16 protein-coding genes are annotated in these 15,695 nt (G+C 47.1%); all 16 read left to right on the top strand.

The window, feature by feature from the left end:
- Positions 1-9: 9 nt before the first annotated feature.
- The 16 genes from aroC to J7E26_RS16005 all read left to right on the top strand — a co-directional run bounded on the left by aroC (position 10) and on the right by J7E26_RS16005 (position 15,694).
- The gene (aroC, locus tag J7E26_RS16080) at positions 10-1,182 is read left to right on the top strand and encodes a chorismate synthase (RefSeq protein WP_214814299.1); all 1,173 of its coding nucleotides are present in this window, start codon (positions 10-12) and stop codon (positions 1,180-1,182) included.
- Positions 1,182-2,270: a 3-dehydroquinate synthase gene (aroB, locus tag J7E26_RS16075; protein ID WP_214814297.1), complete on the top strand. Its 1,089-nt coding sequence runs from the start codon at positions 1,182-1,184 to the stop codon at positions 2,268-2,270. Before aroC ends, aroB begins: the two co-directional genes overlap by 1 nt.
- A complete protein-coding gene (aroH, locus tag J7E26_RS16070) occupies positions 2,267-2,650 on the top strand; it encodes a chorismate mutase (protein ID WP_214814295.1) in 384 nt (127 codons plus the stop codon). The genes aroB and aroH overlap by 4 nt, the downstream gene beginning before the upstream one ends.
- A 223-nt stretch (positions 2,651-2,873) precedes the next feature.
- Positions 2,874-4,421 carry an anthranilate synthase component I gene (trpE, locus tag J7E26_RS16065; protein WP_214814293.1) on the top strand — a complete coding sequence of 516 codons (1,548 nt, stop codon included), beginning with the start codon at positions 2,874-2,876 and terminating at the stop codon, positions 4,419-4,421.
- A complete protein-coding gene (gene trpD, locus J7E26_RS16060; RefSeq protein ID WP_214814291.1) occupies positions 4,393-5,409 on the top strand; it encodes an anthranilate phosphoribosyltransferase in 1,017 nt (338 codons plus the stop codon). Before trpE ends, trpD begins: the two co-directional genes overlap by 29 nt.
- Entirely contained in the window at positions 5,402-6,154 is a 753-nt protein-coding gene (trpC, locus tag J7E26_RS16055; RefSeq protein WP_214814288.1) for an indole-3-glycerol phosphate synthase TrpC, read from the top strand. The genes trpD and trpC overlap by 8 nt, the downstream gene beginning before the upstream one ends.
- Before the next feature lie 4 nt (positions 6,155-6,158).
- Positions 6,159-6,812, top strand: a complete 654-nt coding sequence (locus J7E26_RS16050) for a phosphoribosylanthranilate isomerase (RefSeq protein WP_214814285.1) — start codon at positions 6,159-6,161, stop codon at positions 6,810-6,812.
- Entirely contained in the window at positions 6,793-7,995 is a 1,203-nt protein-coding gene (gene trpB, locus J7E26_RS16045) for a tryptophan synthase subunit beta (RefSeq protein ID WP_214814282.1), read from the top strand. Before J7E26_RS16050 ends, trpB begins: the two co-directional genes overlap by 20 nt.
- Entirely contained in the window at positions 7,988-8,785 is a 798-nt protein-coding gene (gene trpA / locus J7E26_RS16040) for a tryptophan synthase subunit alpha (protein WP_214814279.1), read from the top strand. Before trpB ends, trpA begins: the two co-directional genes overlap by 8 nt.
- Positions 8,786-8,796: 11 nt before the next feature.
- Positions 8,797-9,879 (top strand): histidinol-phosphate transaminase, encoded by a 1,083-nt coding sequence (hisC, locus tag J7E26_RS16035; protein ID WP_214814276.1) that lies wholly within the window; start codon positions 8,797-8,799, stop codon positions 9,877-9,879.
- Positions 9,880-9,929: 50 nt separating this feature from the next.
- A complete protein-coding gene (locus tag J7E26_RS16030) occupies positions 9,930-11,045 on the top strand; it encodes a prephenate dehydrogenase (RefSeq protein WP_214814273.1) in 1,116 nt (371 codons plus the stop codon).
- A 13-nt stretch (positions 11,046-11,058) separates the two neighbouring features.
- The gene (gene aroA / locus J7E26_RS16025) at positions 11,059-12,345 is read left to right on the top strand and encodes a 3-phosphoshikimate 1-carboxyvinyltransferase (RefSeq protein WP_214814270.1); all 1,287 of its coding nucleotides are present in this window, start codon (positions 11,059-11,061) and stop codon (positions 12,343-12,345) included.
- Between the two features lie 319 nt (positions 12,346-12,664).
- Entirely contained in the window at positions 12,665-13,936 is a 1,272-nt protein-coding gene (locus J7E26_RS16020; protein WP_214814267.1) for a tetratricopeptide repeat protein, read from the top strand.
- A gap of 73 nt (positions 13,937-14,009) precedes the next feature.
- Positions 14,010-14,549, top strand: coding sequence for a ReoY family proteolytic degradation factor (locus tag J7E26_RS16015; protein WP_214814264.1), 540 nt, complete (start codon positions 14,010-14,012; stop codon positions 14,547-14,549).
- A gap of 56 nt (positions 14,550-14,605) precedes the next feature.
- Positions 14,606-15,052, top strand: a complete 447-nt coding sequence (locus J7E26_RS16010) for a YpiF family protein (RefSeq protein ID WP_214814261.1) — start codon at positions 14,606-14,608, stop codon at positions 15,050-15,052.
- Positions 15,053-15,190: 138 nt separating this feature from the next.
- The gene (locus J7E26_RS16005) at positions 15,191-15,694 is read left to right on the top strand and encodes a Rieske (2Fe-2S) protein (RefSeq protein ID WP_061520966.1); all 504 of its coding nucleotides are present in this window, start codon (positions 15,191-15,193) and stop codon (positions 15,692-15,694) included.
- Position 15,695: the final 1 nt, after the last annotated feature.

Genomic DNA, 15,695 nt, shown 5'->3' with positions numbered 1-15,695 from the left:
GTAGAAGGAATGAGATATTTAACAGCCGGTGAATCACACGGTCCTCAACTGACGACAATTATTGAAGGTGTGCCTGCAGGGCTTTATATAACTGAGGAAGATATTAATTTTGAGCTTGCCAGACGCCAAAAAGGCCACGGCCGCGGACGCCGCATGCAGATCGAGACGGATCAGGCTAAAATCATGAGCGGGGTGCGTCATGCCCGGACTCTCGGTTCACCGATTGCGCTTGTCGTGGAAAATAAGGACTGGACCCACTGGACAAAAATCATGGGCGCCGCTCCGATTACAAAAGAAGAAGAAAGTGAAATGAAACGCCAAATTTCAAGACCGAGACCGGGGCACGCAGATTTAAACGGCGCTATTAAGTATAATCACCGCGATATGAGAAATGTGTTAGAACGATCTTCCGCGCGTGAAACAACGGTTCGGGTGGCTGCGGGCGCTGTCGCTAAAAAGATTCTGGCGGAGCTTGGCATTACAGTAGCCGGACACGTTTTAGAAATAGGCGGGGTGAAGGCTGAAAAAACTGATTACACGTCAATCGAAGATTTGCAGCGGGTGACCGAGGAATCACCGGTCAGATGTTACGATGAAGAAGCGGGCCGTAAAATGATGGCGGCTATAGATGAAGCGAAAGCAAACGGCGACTCAATCGGCGGAATCGTAGAAGTGATCGTCGAAGGCATGCCTGTCGGCGTCGGCAGCTACGTTCACTATGACCGCAAGCTTGACAGTAAGCTTGCCGCGGCCGTCTTGTCCATTAATGCGTTTAAGGGCGTTGAGTTTGGCATCGGCTTTGAAGCGGCCGGCAAAAACGGCAGTGAGGTTCATGATGAAATCATTTGGGACGAGGAAAAAGGCTATACGCGTGCGACAAACCGCCTTGGCGGGTTGGAAGGCGGTATGACGACAGGAATGCCGATTGTCGTCCGCGGTGTCATGAAGCCGATCCCGACCTTGTACAAACCGCTGAAAAGTGTTGATGTTGAAACGAAAGAGCCGTTTTCTGCAAGTATTGAGCGTTCAGACAGCTGCGCAGTTCCCGCGGCAAGCGTAGTGGCAGAAGCAGCAGTGGCTTGGGAAATTGCCAATGCCGTCGTAGAACAATTTGGCCTGGACCAAATCGACCGCATAAAAGAAAATGTAGAAAACATGAGAAAACTGTCGAGGGAATTCTGATGAAAGAGCTTGAGGTACGTACTGCTTCCTCATCGTATCCCGTTTATATCGGTGAAGGTATAAGAAAACAGGCCGCTGCATTTTTGACTTCACTGAACAGACCGCTGACGAAAATTTTACTTGTGACAGATGCTGAAGTCGACCGCCTGTACGGCGATGATATGTATCAGCTCTTAAGCGAAAATTGGCCCGTAAAAAAAGTCATCGTGCCGAGCGGTGAAGAAGCGAAATCCATGGAAATGTTTGAACGGATTCAAACGGAAGCCATTTCTTTTCATATGGACCGCTCCTCGTGTATGATCGCATTCGGAGGCGGTGTCACAGGTGATTTGGCAGGTTTTTGCGCAGCGACTTTTATGCGCGGAATTGATTTTATTCAAATGCCGACGACGCTGCTTGCCCATGACAGCGCGGTTGGCGGCAAGGTGGCTGTTAATCATAAGCTCGGGAAGAACTTAATCGGCGCGTTTTATCAGCCGAAAGCGGTGATTTATGATACGGAGCTTTTACAAACATTGCCGGAACAAGAGCTGAGATCGGGCATGGCCGAAGTGATTAAACATGCGTTTATCGCCGATCACGCTTTTTTAGAGAAGCTGCTTGGGCTTCAAACATTAAACGGACTGACGAGCGATGATTTGAATGAGATGATTTATAAAGGCATTTCTATTAAATCTGCCGTTGTGCAAGAGGACGAAAAGGAAGAGGGAATCAGAGCTTTCTTGAATTTCGGACATACGCTCGGCCACGCCATTGAAGCTGAATACGGGTACGGTCAAATCACACATGGAGATGCGGTTGCCCTCGGCATGCAGTTTGCTCTTTTTGTAAGTGAACAGGCTGCTGGATGCCGAATGGACAGAAAAAGGCTCACAGAGTGGCTGAGAGGGCTCGGCTATCCCGGCACAATCAGAAATGATATCAAAACGTCCGTTCTTTCCGGCCGGATGATGAATGACAAAAAAACGCGCGGAGGCATGATCCAGTTCATTGTCTTAAAGGAATTAGGCAAAGCAAGAGACCTTATGCTTTCAAAAGATGAGCTGGAAAATTGGCTGAACAAGTGGCGAATGGAGGAGACAGCATGATGATACGCGGCATTCGCGGAGCAACGACGGTGGAACAAGACACCGAACAGGAAATTTTAGAAAAAACGCAGCAGCTGCTTGAAAAAATCATTAAGGAAAATCAAACAAAGCCGGAAGATGTTGTGCAAATACTGTTATCCGCCACTCCTGATCTTCATTCCGTTTTCCCTGCTAAAGCGGTTCGGCGCTTTTCCGGCTGGCAGTATGTGCCGGTGACGTGCATGCAGGAAATGGACGTGAACGGCGGCCTGAAAAAGTGTATTCGGGTCATGATGACCGTTCAGACGGATACGCCTCAAGATGAGATCAGGCATGTATATTTAGAAAAAGCAGTTGTGTTAAGGCCGGATTTATCATTGACAAAAAATGCTGAATTGTAATACGATAAACAAAGCTTAGAAATACACAGGAGTGTGTATAAAGCAAAAGCAAGACCATGAAACAGCTGAGTTTAGAATAGGGTAGCAGAGAATGAGTTTAGCCTGAGCTGAGATAAACTAGTCTTTATTCTGCCCAAAAGAAGCCTTTCTTTTGGGTTTATTTTTTATACGTACAATCCCTCTCACTCTTCATCTCATTCTCCTTCCCGTAAGGAGGAGAAGCATGAACATACAATCGGATGTTTCCTTATTTTTAAAGGACAGTCTGACACACCTCACAGTTCCGATCGCAGAGACATTTACGGTTGACACGATCACACCCATTCAAATGGTAGAAAAACTGGACAGGAACATTACGTATCTGCTGGAAAGTAAGGATGATACGTCAAGCTGGTCAAGATATTCCTTTATCGGCCTCGACCCGTTTATCACAATTAAAGAGAGTGATAACAAGTTCACCGCTGCCGATTCAAAAGGGCAAACGCTTTTTACGGCCGGCGAATTAAAAGCAGTCCTTGACTGGATGAATGAAAGTTTTCTGATTAAAACTCCAGACATTGATATCCCATTTTCAGGCGGAGCCGTCGGTTACTTGAGCTATGATATGATTCCGCTTATAGAGCCTTCCGTGCCAAGTCACGCAAAAGAAACGGATTTTGCAAAATGCATGCTGTTTGTCTGCCGAAAAATCATCGCGTACGATCATGAAACAAAACAAGTGCATTTTATTCAATATGCAGCGCTTAACGGCCAAGAGACAGACGAAGAAAAACGGGCTGTTTTTGAAGAAAATTGCGCGGAACTTCAGCAGCTTATTGACACTTTAACAGAACCGAAAAACGTGAAAGAACTGTTTTTTTCAAAAGAAACCTGTGACACGCCAAGCTTTGCCAGCGTCTCTTCCAATTATCAGAAAGAAGAGTTTATGGCAGATGTCCGCAAACTAAAAGAATATATAAAAGCGGGAGACATTTTTCAAGGGGTGCTTTCACAGAAGTTCGAGATCCCGGTATCTCGAGATTCGTTTGAGCTGTACAGAGTGCTGCGGATCATCAATCCGTCCCCTTATATGTATTATATAAAACTGCCGGACAGGGACATCGTTGGCAGCTCGCCGGAGCGTTTAATCCGCGTACATGACAGGCATTTAGAAATCCACCCGATTGCCGGAACGAGGAAAAGGGGGGCCGGGAAAAAAGAGGATGAGCGTCTGAAAAGAGAACTGATGAATGATGAGAAGGAAAAGGCCGAACATTATATGCTCGTTGACCTTGCACGCAATGACATCGGCAGAGTGGCGGAGTATGGGTCAGTATCCGTGCCTGAATTTACGAAAATCGTATCCTTCTCTCATGTGATGCACATCATTTCGATTGTGACCGGCCGCTTGAAACAAGGCATCCATCCTGTTGACGCGCTGATGTCTGCATTTCCGGCAGGCACGCTTACAGGCGCTCCGAAAATACGTGCGATGCAGCTTTTACATGAACTGGAGCCGACACCCCGGGAAACATACGGCGGATGTATCGCTTATATCGGGTTTGACGGTTCGATTGATTCATGTATCACGATACGCACAATGAGTGTCAAAAACGGTACAGCGTCCATTCAAGCGGGGGCCGGGATCGTAGCTGATTCTGTCCCTGAAGCCGAATATGAAGAGAGCTGCAATAAAGCGGGAGCGCTCTTAAAAACGATTCAAATCGCCGAAGACATCTTTTCAGGCAGGGAGGAGAAGACGGATGAACAAATTTCTGCAGCTTTGCGTTAATGGAAGCACATTTACTGCCGATGAGGCGGAGCAGCTGATGGAGATGATGATGAACGGTGAAATGAGTCAGCCGGAGATAGGCGGGATATTATCCGTTTTAGCCCACCGCGGGGAAACGGCAGAGGAGCTTGCAGGGTTTGTAAAGGTCATGCACGCCCATGCGCGGACGGCGGAAGGCTTGCCGGACGTCGTTGATACGTGCGGGACAGGCGGAGACGGACTTTCTACGTTTAATATATCGACCGCAGCCGCCATCACAGCCTCTGCAGCCGGTGCCAAAGTTGCCAAGCATGGGAACCGCTCCGTCTCATCTAAGAGCGGAAGCGCGGATGTGCTGGAAAAACTCGGGGTATCAATTCAAGCCACTCCTGACAGCGTCAAACGGAGCATTCAAACGAAACAGATGGGATTTCTGTTTGCTCCATTGTTTCATTCGTCTATGAAACACGTAGCCGCTGCGAGAAAAGAGCTTGGCTTCAGAACTGTTTTTAATCTGCTCGGCCCGCTCAGCAATCCGTTGCAGGCGAAACGGCAGGTGATCGGTGTCTACTCGGCCGAAAAGGCGCGGCTGATGGCGAGCGCTCTTGAACGATTTGATGTAAGGCATGTGCTTCTCGTTTCCGGCCATGACGGGTTAGATGAGCTGTCGATTACATCACCGACCAATGTGATTGAGCTGAAAGACGGAGAACGGCGTGAATATACCGTATCACCGGAACAATTCGGTTTAGAAAAAGGCTCTCTGAAGGATATTCAGGTGCAGTCACCGGAAGAGAGCGCCCATCTCATTCAGAATATTTTTGCAAATCAATGCGTCCCGTCCGCTCTGCATATTACCGCTTTAAATGCGGGAGCGGCGATCTACACCGCAGGCATTGCAAATAGCCTGAGAGAAGGAACAGAGGCTGCTTTAGAAACGATTAAAAACGGAGATGCCAAAAGGCAGCTTGAACGTCTGAAACAGAAAGAGGAAGAAATCTATGCTTGATCAAATCATCAAACAAAAAAAAGAAGAAATGAAATCAATTATTTTACCGGAAACCTGTCAGATCGAACGGCGCTCTTTTAAAGAAGCGCTCGCTCATCCGAACCGTTTTATCGGGTTAATCGCCGAGGTGAAAAAAGCATCGCCGTCGAAAGGGCTGATCAAAGAGCATTTCGTCCCGGAAGCAATTGCGGCAGATTACGAAGCAGCAAGGGCTGATGCGCTTTCTGTCCTGACGGATACCCGTTTTTTTCAAGGGGACAATCAATATTTGACAGATATCAAACAGACCGTTTCTCTTCCTGTGCTCAGAAAAGATTTTATTATCGATTCCGTTCAGGTGGAAGAATCATATCGGATCGGGGCCGACGCTATATTGCTGATCGGAGAAGTGCTGGAGCCCGTACAGCTTCACGAGCTTTACACGGAGGCCCGGGAGAAGGGCATGGATGTTCTCGTTGAAGTCCATGACGAAGCAGTGCTTGAACAGATTTTAAAGGTGTTTCAGCCGGAGATTCTCGGCATTAACAACCGCGACTTGAAGACGTTTCGCACGTCTGTCGCTCAAACGGAAAAAATAGCTGCGCTTGTGCCGGACGGCTGTCTGTTAATAAGCGAAAGCGGTATCGGCTCTTTAGAGGATTTGCAATTCGTCAAGGAACACGGAGCGCAGGCTGTTCTGATCGGAGAATCATTGATGAGGCAGGACTCGCAGCAGCATGCGATCCGCCGTTTGTTTGGAGAGTGAGGACGTGGAAAAACCTGAATTCAAATACTGCGGTATCCGCTCGGAGCATGATTATAAGCTTGCAGCGGCCTCACAAGCGGATTATCTCGGGTTTATTTTTGCTGAAAGCAAACGAAAAGTCACGCCAGGCGACGTGCAGAAATGGTTCGTACGGTCTGAGACAGATAAAAAACGCGTCGGTGTTTTTGTTAATGAGACTGCGGAAAACATCAGTCGCACCGCAGCAGATCTCTCACTTGATGTCATTCAGCTGCACGGAGACGAATCACCCGAAGATGCCCGCCGTCTCCGCCCGCTTGTGCGCTGTGAAATATGGAAGGCGCTCCATCATCATGAAGGGACGCTTCAGCAGATGACACAATTTGAAAGCGCAGTTGACGGCTATGTCATTGATTCCTCCGTAAAAGGAATGAGAGGCGGAACCGGCATCACCTTTTCATGGGATCACGTTCCCCTATACAGAAATCAGGCCCGGCACGCAAAAAAGAGCTGCTTTATCGCAGGCGGCATCAATCCGGAAACGATAACAGGTTTACTCAAATGGCGTCCCGGCGGTATTGACCTTGCAAGCGGAATTGAAAAAAACGGACAAAAGAATAAAACACTGATCCGGCTTTTAGAAGAAAGGATGAACCATTATGTATCCATATCCAAATGAAATCGGAAGATACGGCGAATTCGGAGGCAAATTTGTCCCTGAAACATTGATGCAGCCGCTGGAAGAAATCGAAAAAGCCTTCAAAGAATTAAAAGACGACCCGGCTTTTCACGCTGAATATAAAAAACTGCTGTTTGATTATTCCGGCAGGCCGACGGCTTTAACCTTCGCCGACCGGGTGTCGGAGTATTTGGGAGGGGCTAAAATTTATCTGAAAAGAGAAGATTTAAACCACACGGGGTCCCACAAAATCAATAACGCATTAGGTCAGGTTCTTCTTGCTGAAAAAATGGGCAAAACAAAAATCATTGCTGAAACAGGTGCGGGGCAGCATGGCGTAGCCGCTGCAACGGTTGCCGCGAAATTCGGTTTTGACTGCACGGTCTTCATGGGGGAAGAGGACGTCGCGCGCCAGTCGCTTAACGTGTTCCGGATGAAATTGCTCGGTGCAAAGGTTGTGCCGGTCTCAAGCGGAAACGGTACGCTGAAGGATGCGACAAATGAAGCCATCAGGTATTGGGTGCAGCATTGTGAGGATCACTTCTACCTCATCGGTTCTGTAGTCGGTCCGCATCCCTATCCGTATATCGTCCGTGAATTCCAGAAGATGATTGGCGAGGAAGCAAAAGAGCAGCTCCGGCAGATGGAAGGATCGCTTCCGGATAAGGTGATCGCGTGTGTGGGCGGAGGCAGCAATGCGATGGGCATCTTTCAGGCCTTTTTAGAGGAAGACACAGAACTGGTCGGTGCCGAAGCGGCCGGAAAAGGAATTGACACGCCGCTGCACGCTGCCACGATTGCAAAAGGCACGCTCGGTGTGATTCACGGATCAATGACCTATCTGATACAAGATCAGTACGGACAAATCATAGAACCGTATTCCATTTCAGCGGGGCTTGATTACCCCGGCATCGGGCCGGAGCACGCGTTTTTGCATCAGTGCGGGCGCGTGAAATATGAAAGCGTGACAGATGATGAAGCAATTGCTGCATTACGCCTGCTTTCTGAAAAAGAAGGCATTCTGCCGGCAATTGAATCAGCACATGCACTGGCAAAAGCGTTTGAAATGGCAAAAGAGATGGATAAGAACCAAATCATTCTCGTCAGTTTGTCGGGAAGAGGGGATAAGGACGTCCATACACTGATGAAAGTATTGGAAAACGAGGTGGAGACACATGTTTAATCTGAAAGCGTCAGAGAAGTTATTTATTCCTTTTATTACAGCAGGCGACCCGCTCCCCGAGGTATCGATTGAACTGGCGAAATCATTGCAAAAAGCCGGTGCCTCGGCGCTTGAAATCGGTGTGGCTTATACAGATCCGCTGGCTGACGGCCCTGTGATTCAGCGGGCCTCAAAACGCGCCCTTAATAACGGGATGAATATTGTGAAGGCGATTGAACTTGGCGGACAAATGAAAAAAAACGGCGTCCATATTCCAATAATCCTCTTTACGTATTATAATCCTGTGTTACAATTAGACAAAGAACACTTTTTCGCTTTACTGCGGGAAAATCATATAGACGGATTGCTTGTTCCGGATCTTCCTTTGGAGGAGAGCGCCCTTTTGCAGGAGAAATGCCGGCAGGAGAAGGTGACTTATATCTCGCTGGTTGCTCCGACGAGTGAAAAACGTTTAAAAATAATTACTGAACAGGCCTGCGGCTTTGTGTATTGTGTATCCTCTTTAGGCGTGACAGGCGTCCGCAGCGGATTCGAGCCGTCTGCTTACTCCTTCATCCGCAAGGTAAAGGAATTAAGCTCTGTCCCGGTAGCAGTCGGTTTTGGCATTTCAAGCCGCAAACAGGTTGCTGAGATGAATGAAATATGCGACGGAGTTGTTGTCGGCAGCGCGCTTGTCAGAAGAATTGAAGAGCTTGAAAGCAGGCTCAGGAATCCGGAAACAAGAGAGGATGCGCTGCTTGAATTTGAAGAATATGCGAAGACGTTTGGCGGGCTGTACAGTTTAAAATGAGGTGACTGGATTTGCAGATCAAAGAACAGCTGCGGCAGCTGAAACCTTATCAGCCGGGAAAACCAATAGAAGAAGTAAAAAGTGAATACGGGCTCGAAAAAATAGTAAAACTCGCCTCTAATGAAAATCCGTTCGGCTGTTCTCAAGCCGTTAAAGATGCGCTACATCAGGAAATAGAGCAGCTGGCGCTGTACCCTGACGGATATAGTGCTGCTCTTAGAACGCGGCTGAGTGAGCATCTTCAGGTCAATGAATCGTCGATCATCTTCGGCAACGGTTCAGATGAGCTTGTGCAGATCATTTGCCGCTCTTTCTTACACGAGCAAACAAATACGATCACTGCCGCTCCAACCTTCCCGCAATACAGACATAATGCGGTCATAGAAGGTGCTGAGGTGCGTGAAATACCGCTCCGTTCTGACGGCGCTCACGACTTGGAACAGATGCTTGAAGCGATTGACGGACAGACAAAGGTCGTGTGGGTGTGCAATCCGAATAATCCGACGGGGACGTATACGTCTGAAGGAGAGTTAATTTCCTTTTTAGACCGGGTGCCTGAGCATATTCTCGTTGTACTGGACGAAGCGTATTACGAATATGTCACCGCGGAAGATTACCCGGAGAGCATTCCGCTGTTAAAACAATATCCAAATATAATGATTTTACGTACATTCTCTAAGGCATACGGGCTTGCAGCGCTCCGCGTCGGATATGGAATCGCGAGTGAGGCTTTGATCCGCCAGATCGAACCCGTGAGAGAGCCGTTTAATACGAGCCGCATCGGCCAGGCTTCAGCATTGGCAGCTCTTGACGACCAGGCGTTTATTGAAGCTTGTGTTGAAAAGAATAAAGCCGGTTTGAAGCAGTATTATGATTTTGCCGAAACGCATGGTTTAACATGCTATCCTTCGCAAACAAACTTTGTGCTCATCGATTTTAACCGTCCGGCGGATGAACTGTTTCAAGCCTTGCTGGAAAAGGGGTACATCGTTCGATCAGGACAGGCGCTCGGATTTCCGACTGCACTCCGGATTACAGTCGGAACGAAGGAGCAGAACGAGGAAATACTGACAATTTTAGCTGAATTATTATAAGAGGTGATCTAGCGTCACCTCTTTAATCTATTAAATTAGGTGATAAGGAAATGAATGATATGAAGGATACAATATTGCTTGCAGGGATAGGCCTGATCGGCGGGTCCATCGCATTAGCCATAAAAAAGCAGCACCCTCATAAACGGATCATCGGCGTAGATATATCAGAAGAACAGCTTAACGCCGCGCTGAAACTGGGCATTATCGATGAACGGGCGGATTCGTTTACTGAAGGCGCGCAAAAAGCGTCAGCCGTCATTATTGCCACGCCTGTCGCCCAAACACTGCACATGCTGGATAAGCTGGCAGCATCAGACATCAGCCACGAACTGCTGATTACAGATGTGGGCAGCACAAAACAGAAAGTCGTCAGCTACGCCGATCAAGTGCTGCCCTCCCATTATCAATTTGTCGGCGGCCACCCGATGGCGGGTTCCCATAAGTCCGGCGCCGCTGCCGCGAAAGAGTTTCTATTTGAAAATGCGTTTTATATCTTAACGCCCGGACAATCGACATCAAAAGAATCAGTGGTGCAGCTGAAGGATTTGCTGAAAGCGACAAATGCGCATTTTGTTGAGATGACGCCTGAAGAGCATGACGGCGTAACAAGCGTGATCAGCCATTTTCCTCACATTGTCGCCGCAAGCCTCGTCCATCAGGCTCATCATTGTGAAGAAGATTATCCGCTTGTGAAGCGGTTCGCAGCCGGGGGATTTCGGGACATTACGAGGATTGCCTCAAGCAGTCCGGCAATGTGGAGAGACATTCTTTTGCACAACAAAGAAAAATTGCTTGAACGGTTCGAAGAGTGGAAACGTGAGATTGACACGATAGAATCATACGTAGAAAATGAAGATGCGGACAAACTGTTCGGCTACTTTAAAAAGGCGAAGGATTATCGCGACGGCCTGCCGCTGCGCCAAAAAGGGGCTATTCCGTCGTTTTATGATCTTTACGTTGATGTACCGGATCATCCGGGAGTGATCTCGGAAATTACGGCGATATTGGCGGAAGAACTTATCAGCATTACCAATATCCGCATTATTGAAACGAGAGAAGATATAAACGGGATATTAAGAATCAGTTTCCAAACTGATGATGACCGCAAGCGGGCCGAGAGCTGTATACAAAACCGCGCCAATTACGAAACATTTTATGCTGACTGAGGTGGAAAAAACAATGAAAAGAGAAACAGTGCTGTCTTTAAACGGTGAAATCCATATTCCGGGTGATAAATCCATTTCTCACCGCTCTGTTATGTTCGGAGCGCTTGCAAAAGGAACGACAACAGTAAAAAACTTTTTGCCTGGAGCTGATTGCCTCAGCACCATCGCCTGCTTCAGAAAAATGGGTGTATCCATCGAACAAAATGGAAGTGATGTAACGATACACGGGAAAGGCATAGACGCTCTTTGTGAGCCTGACAGCCTTCTTGATGTCGGGAACTCAGGCACAACGATCCGACTGATGCTCGGCATCTTAGCCGGACGCCCTTTTCACAGTGCGGTAGCAGGCGACGAAAGCATTGCGAAACGTCCGATGAAACGGGTTACGGAGCCTTTAAAGCAGATGGGTGCCGTAATTGACGGAAGAGCAGGCGGAGAATTTACGCCTTTATCGGTAAGAGGCGGAAATTTGACTGGCATCGATTATGTATCGCCTGTCGCCAGCGCACAGATTAAATCGGCCGTGCTGCTTGCCGGATTGCAGGCTGACGGAACGACAACCGTAACCGAGCCGCATAAATCAAGAGACCATACGGAACGGATGCTGAACGCTTTTGGCGTTGAGCTGTCTGAAACAAAAACAAGCGCTTCCGTAACAGGCGGGCAAGAGCTTCGGGCCGCAGACATTTTCGTGCCCGGTGATATTTCTTCGGCAGCCTTTTTCCTTACAGCGGGAGCTATTGTTCCCGGAAGCAGGATTGTTTTGAAAAATGTCGGTTTAAACCCGACTCGCACGGGAATTATTGACGTCTTACAGCAGATGGGAGCGGCGCTTGAAGTCATTCCGTCTGAAACAGAAAGCGCGGAGCCTTACGGAGATCTGATCATTGAATCCTCGGCTCTGAAAGCAGCGGAAATCGGCGGAGAGATCATACCCCGCTTAATTGACGAAATTCCGATTATCGCCCTTTTAGCAACGCAGGCAGAAGGCACGACGATTATTAAAGATGCGGCAGAGCTGAAGGTGAAAGAAACGAACCGGATTGACACAGTCGTATCAGAGCTTCGTAAAATCGGGGCAGACATCGAGCCGACGGAGGACGGAATGAAAATACACGGCAAAAAAACGCTCGCTGGCGGTGCGTCCGTATCAAGCCGCGGCGATCACCGGATCGGCATGATGCTCGGCATCGCTTCGTGCCTGACACAGGAGCCGATTGAGATTTTGGAGACAGAAGCGATCCATGTTTCCTACCCGACATTTTTTGACCATCTAAATCAATTAGCGAAAAAAGCCTGAAGATCATCTTCGGGCTTTTTTCAGTGCGGAAATCATAAAATGAAGGGCTCGAACATAGCTTGTCTTAAACAGAAAAAATAAAGGAAAGGGGGGATGCGTTTTCGTTACAGAAGCAGCCGGAGTGAAAAGCGCTGTTTTAGTATAAAGATGCCGTCTCCCTTTTTGCCGTTTTCCTGGTGCGGATTTTTTGATAAACTATAATGCCGGGTGAAGCATCTTATTTGCGGGCAGCTTCTGTCTGAATTATGATAAGGTTAACCCGAATAAAAACCCTTTTCATTGGTTGATGATGTATAGGAAAAGAAAGGACCGGTCTGATTTGAATACATTGATTCAAGAAGCCATAAAATTAGTTGAAGCAGGTGAAACCGAAAAGGGACTCAAAGCGCTTTCAAAAGCGGAAAAACAGCTTCACGACGAAGACAAAGCCATTGCAGCCCAGCTTTATTACGAATGGGGAAATGCCGAAAAAGCCATTTCACTGATCAGCGATTTGCATGACCTCTACCCAGAGGAGTCAGAACTGACGAATTTTTACGCAGAATTGCTAATAGATATTGATAAAGAAGAAAAAGCCCTCGAGGTGTTGGAGACAATCTCTCCGGAAGACCCGTCTTACCCGGAAAGCCTCCTTTTAATGGCCGATTTGTATCAGATGCAAGGCTTATTTGAAGTAAGTGAACAAAAGCTTTTACAGGCAAAAGCCATTTTAAAACAAGAACCTGTCATTGATTTCGCATTAGGCGAATTATACTTTACCCAAGGATCATATGCAAAAGCCGTGCCGTACTTTAAAGAAACGGCAAGAGAACAAAGTGAGATCGGCGGTGTAAACGTTCACCAGCGATTGGCTGAATCACTAAGCGCCGCAGGTGAATTTGAAGAAGCGATTTCATGGTATGAAAAAGCGGCAGAGGAAAATACAGAACCAAATACGATTTTCGGCTACGGATTCACCGCTTATCAAGCCGGTATGGTCAAAACGGCCATTAAACAGCTGACAGACTTGAAAGGGCTTGATCCGTCTTATTCATCGCTTTATATGCCGCTTGCTAAAAGCTACGAGACAGAAGGCATGTATGAAGAAGCATTAAAAACAGCTAAAGAAGGCATCACATACGATGAATACAATAAAGAGCTTTTTCTCTATGCGGCGAAAATGGCTTTAAAACTCGGGAATGAAGAGGAAGGCAAGACACTTCTTCAGGAAGCGCTGGCGCTTGACCCGGGTTATGTGGAAGCGCTCCACACCCTGCTGGCCGTTTACCATAAAGAAGAAAGTTTTGAACAGATCATTGATTTAATTCAGGAAGTCCGCAGCTACGGCGAAGAAGATCCGAAATACAATTGGTATTTGGCGGGCGCCTATACAGGCCTTGAGCAATATGATGAAGCGAAAAAAAGCTTCGAAGCCGCGTATCTCCACTATCAAGAGGATCGGGATTTCTTATATGAATACGCTCATTTCTTATTAGAAGAGGGCCTCCAAAAAGAAGCGCTGCCGCTTTTGAAACAAGTGCTCACGATGGATGGGGCAAATGAAGAGCTTGAAGAAACAATCTTACGGATAGAGGATGAATTTTTAAGATAAGCAGGATTTTCTGCCATGCTTGTTGAATGTATAAGTAATATGAGATTATACGATCGATAGAGGAGGGAATTACATGCAGACCCCTGTTTCTGTCAATGAAAAAAAGGATTTTATCCGTTGGTTTTTAAATCATTATCAGCTTAAACGCCGGGAGTGCGTCTGGATTTTAAATTATTTAATGAGCCATGATTCATTAATGGAAAAAGTCCATTTCGTAGAACAAGCTGAGTTTTGCCCAAGAGGCATTATCATGTCTACTCATTGTGTTGAAGAGGTGCCGTTTCGGTTTTATAAAGAAAATGTCATGACCACTGACGCCGAAAAATCTTTTCATGATATCCGATTAAATAAACAGCAGGATCTTTTTATCCAGTTAAATTTCCGTTCAGCCTACAGCTCGCCTGAATATGCTGCGGTGCTTGAATCTAACCCGCACCTGCCGAAGGATCTGTTTGAAAATAAAAAGGATCAAGGCATGGCCGAACAAATATTGGAACATGCGATTTCCGAATTCCAGCGGGAAAAATTGCTCAAAGATATCGATGATGCGTTAGACCGACATGATAAAGAAGCCTTTGAACAGCTTTCACGCCAATTGAAACAGCTCACATAAATGACAGCCTTGCAGCACATGCAAGGCTTGTTGCCGTAAAAAAGGAGGAATCAGACATGAGATGGAGGGCCGCTGATGCCAGCGTCTACTTACAGTCTATGGATTACATTGACACCGCTATCATTCCTTTAATTTCCATAAAATCACCAGGCGGTTTAAAAGAGGCGGCTGAACAGGGGGAAAGCACTCAATTGCTTTCAGAAGAGCTTGAACGCCAATTAAAGGGACGGGTATATTTATTCCCCTCATATACATATGTTGATATAGATCAAACTCAAATCAGCCAGCTCCAAAAGGTCAAAGAAGAGGTGATGTCTCAGTTTCGGCATGCCGTATTTCTGACGGCAGACGAGAAATGGAAAGACTCAGAGATAGGGCCTGATGTCATTTACATACCGGCCGTTCCGTTTGAACATATGAAAGATTCTTTAAAGAGAAAGATAGCGGATGACAAGTGCGGGGAAATTTTGAACGTTTTGTTACAGAAGTGGAACAATTCGTAAAAACACCTGCATTTCCCGCAAAACAGCTGTTTTTCCTCTGTTGACCTTGCTGAGAGATTCATATATTATGAGGGTGTCATATCTCAGAATTATTTTCTATTTTAGTTAATTTTTGGTCAATCTTTAGGGGGGGAAGAGATGGGCGGAAAACACGATATATCAAGACGGCAATTTTTAAATTATGCGCTCACCGGCGTAGGGGGATTTATGGCCGCCAGTGCGCTTATGCCTATGGTGCGTTTTGCTTTGGATCCGGTTTTAAAACCGACCGGAAATCAAAAAATGGTGCAGGTTGTCAGCGTAGATGAGCTGACAAAAGAACCGAAGCGCTTTGACTTTAAAATTCATCAAGTCGACGCGTGGTACGAATCGGAGGAATCCAGATCAGCCTGGGTCTATAAACACGGGGATGAAATTGTAGCGCTTTCACCGATTTGTAAGCATTTGGGGTGCACCGTCAACTGGAACAACGATCCGAAAAATCCGAATAAGTTCTTTTGTCCCTGCCATTACGGGCTGTATGAAAAAGACGGCACGAATGTCCCCGGCACGCCGCCGCTCGCGCCTCTTGACCGTTATGAGCAAAAAGTGAAGGACGGCTTTTTGTATCTTGGAAAAGCGAAGCCTAGGGGGGAAGGGTGAC

It is taken from the genome of Bacillus sp. ISL-51, from assembly GCF_018613535.1.
GTDB lineage: Bacteria > Bacillota > Bacilli > Bacillales > Bacillaceae > Bacillus.
The sequence above is the reverse complement of the archived record's forward strand: the minus strand, read 5'-3'. Positions and strand labels throughout refer to the sequence as shown.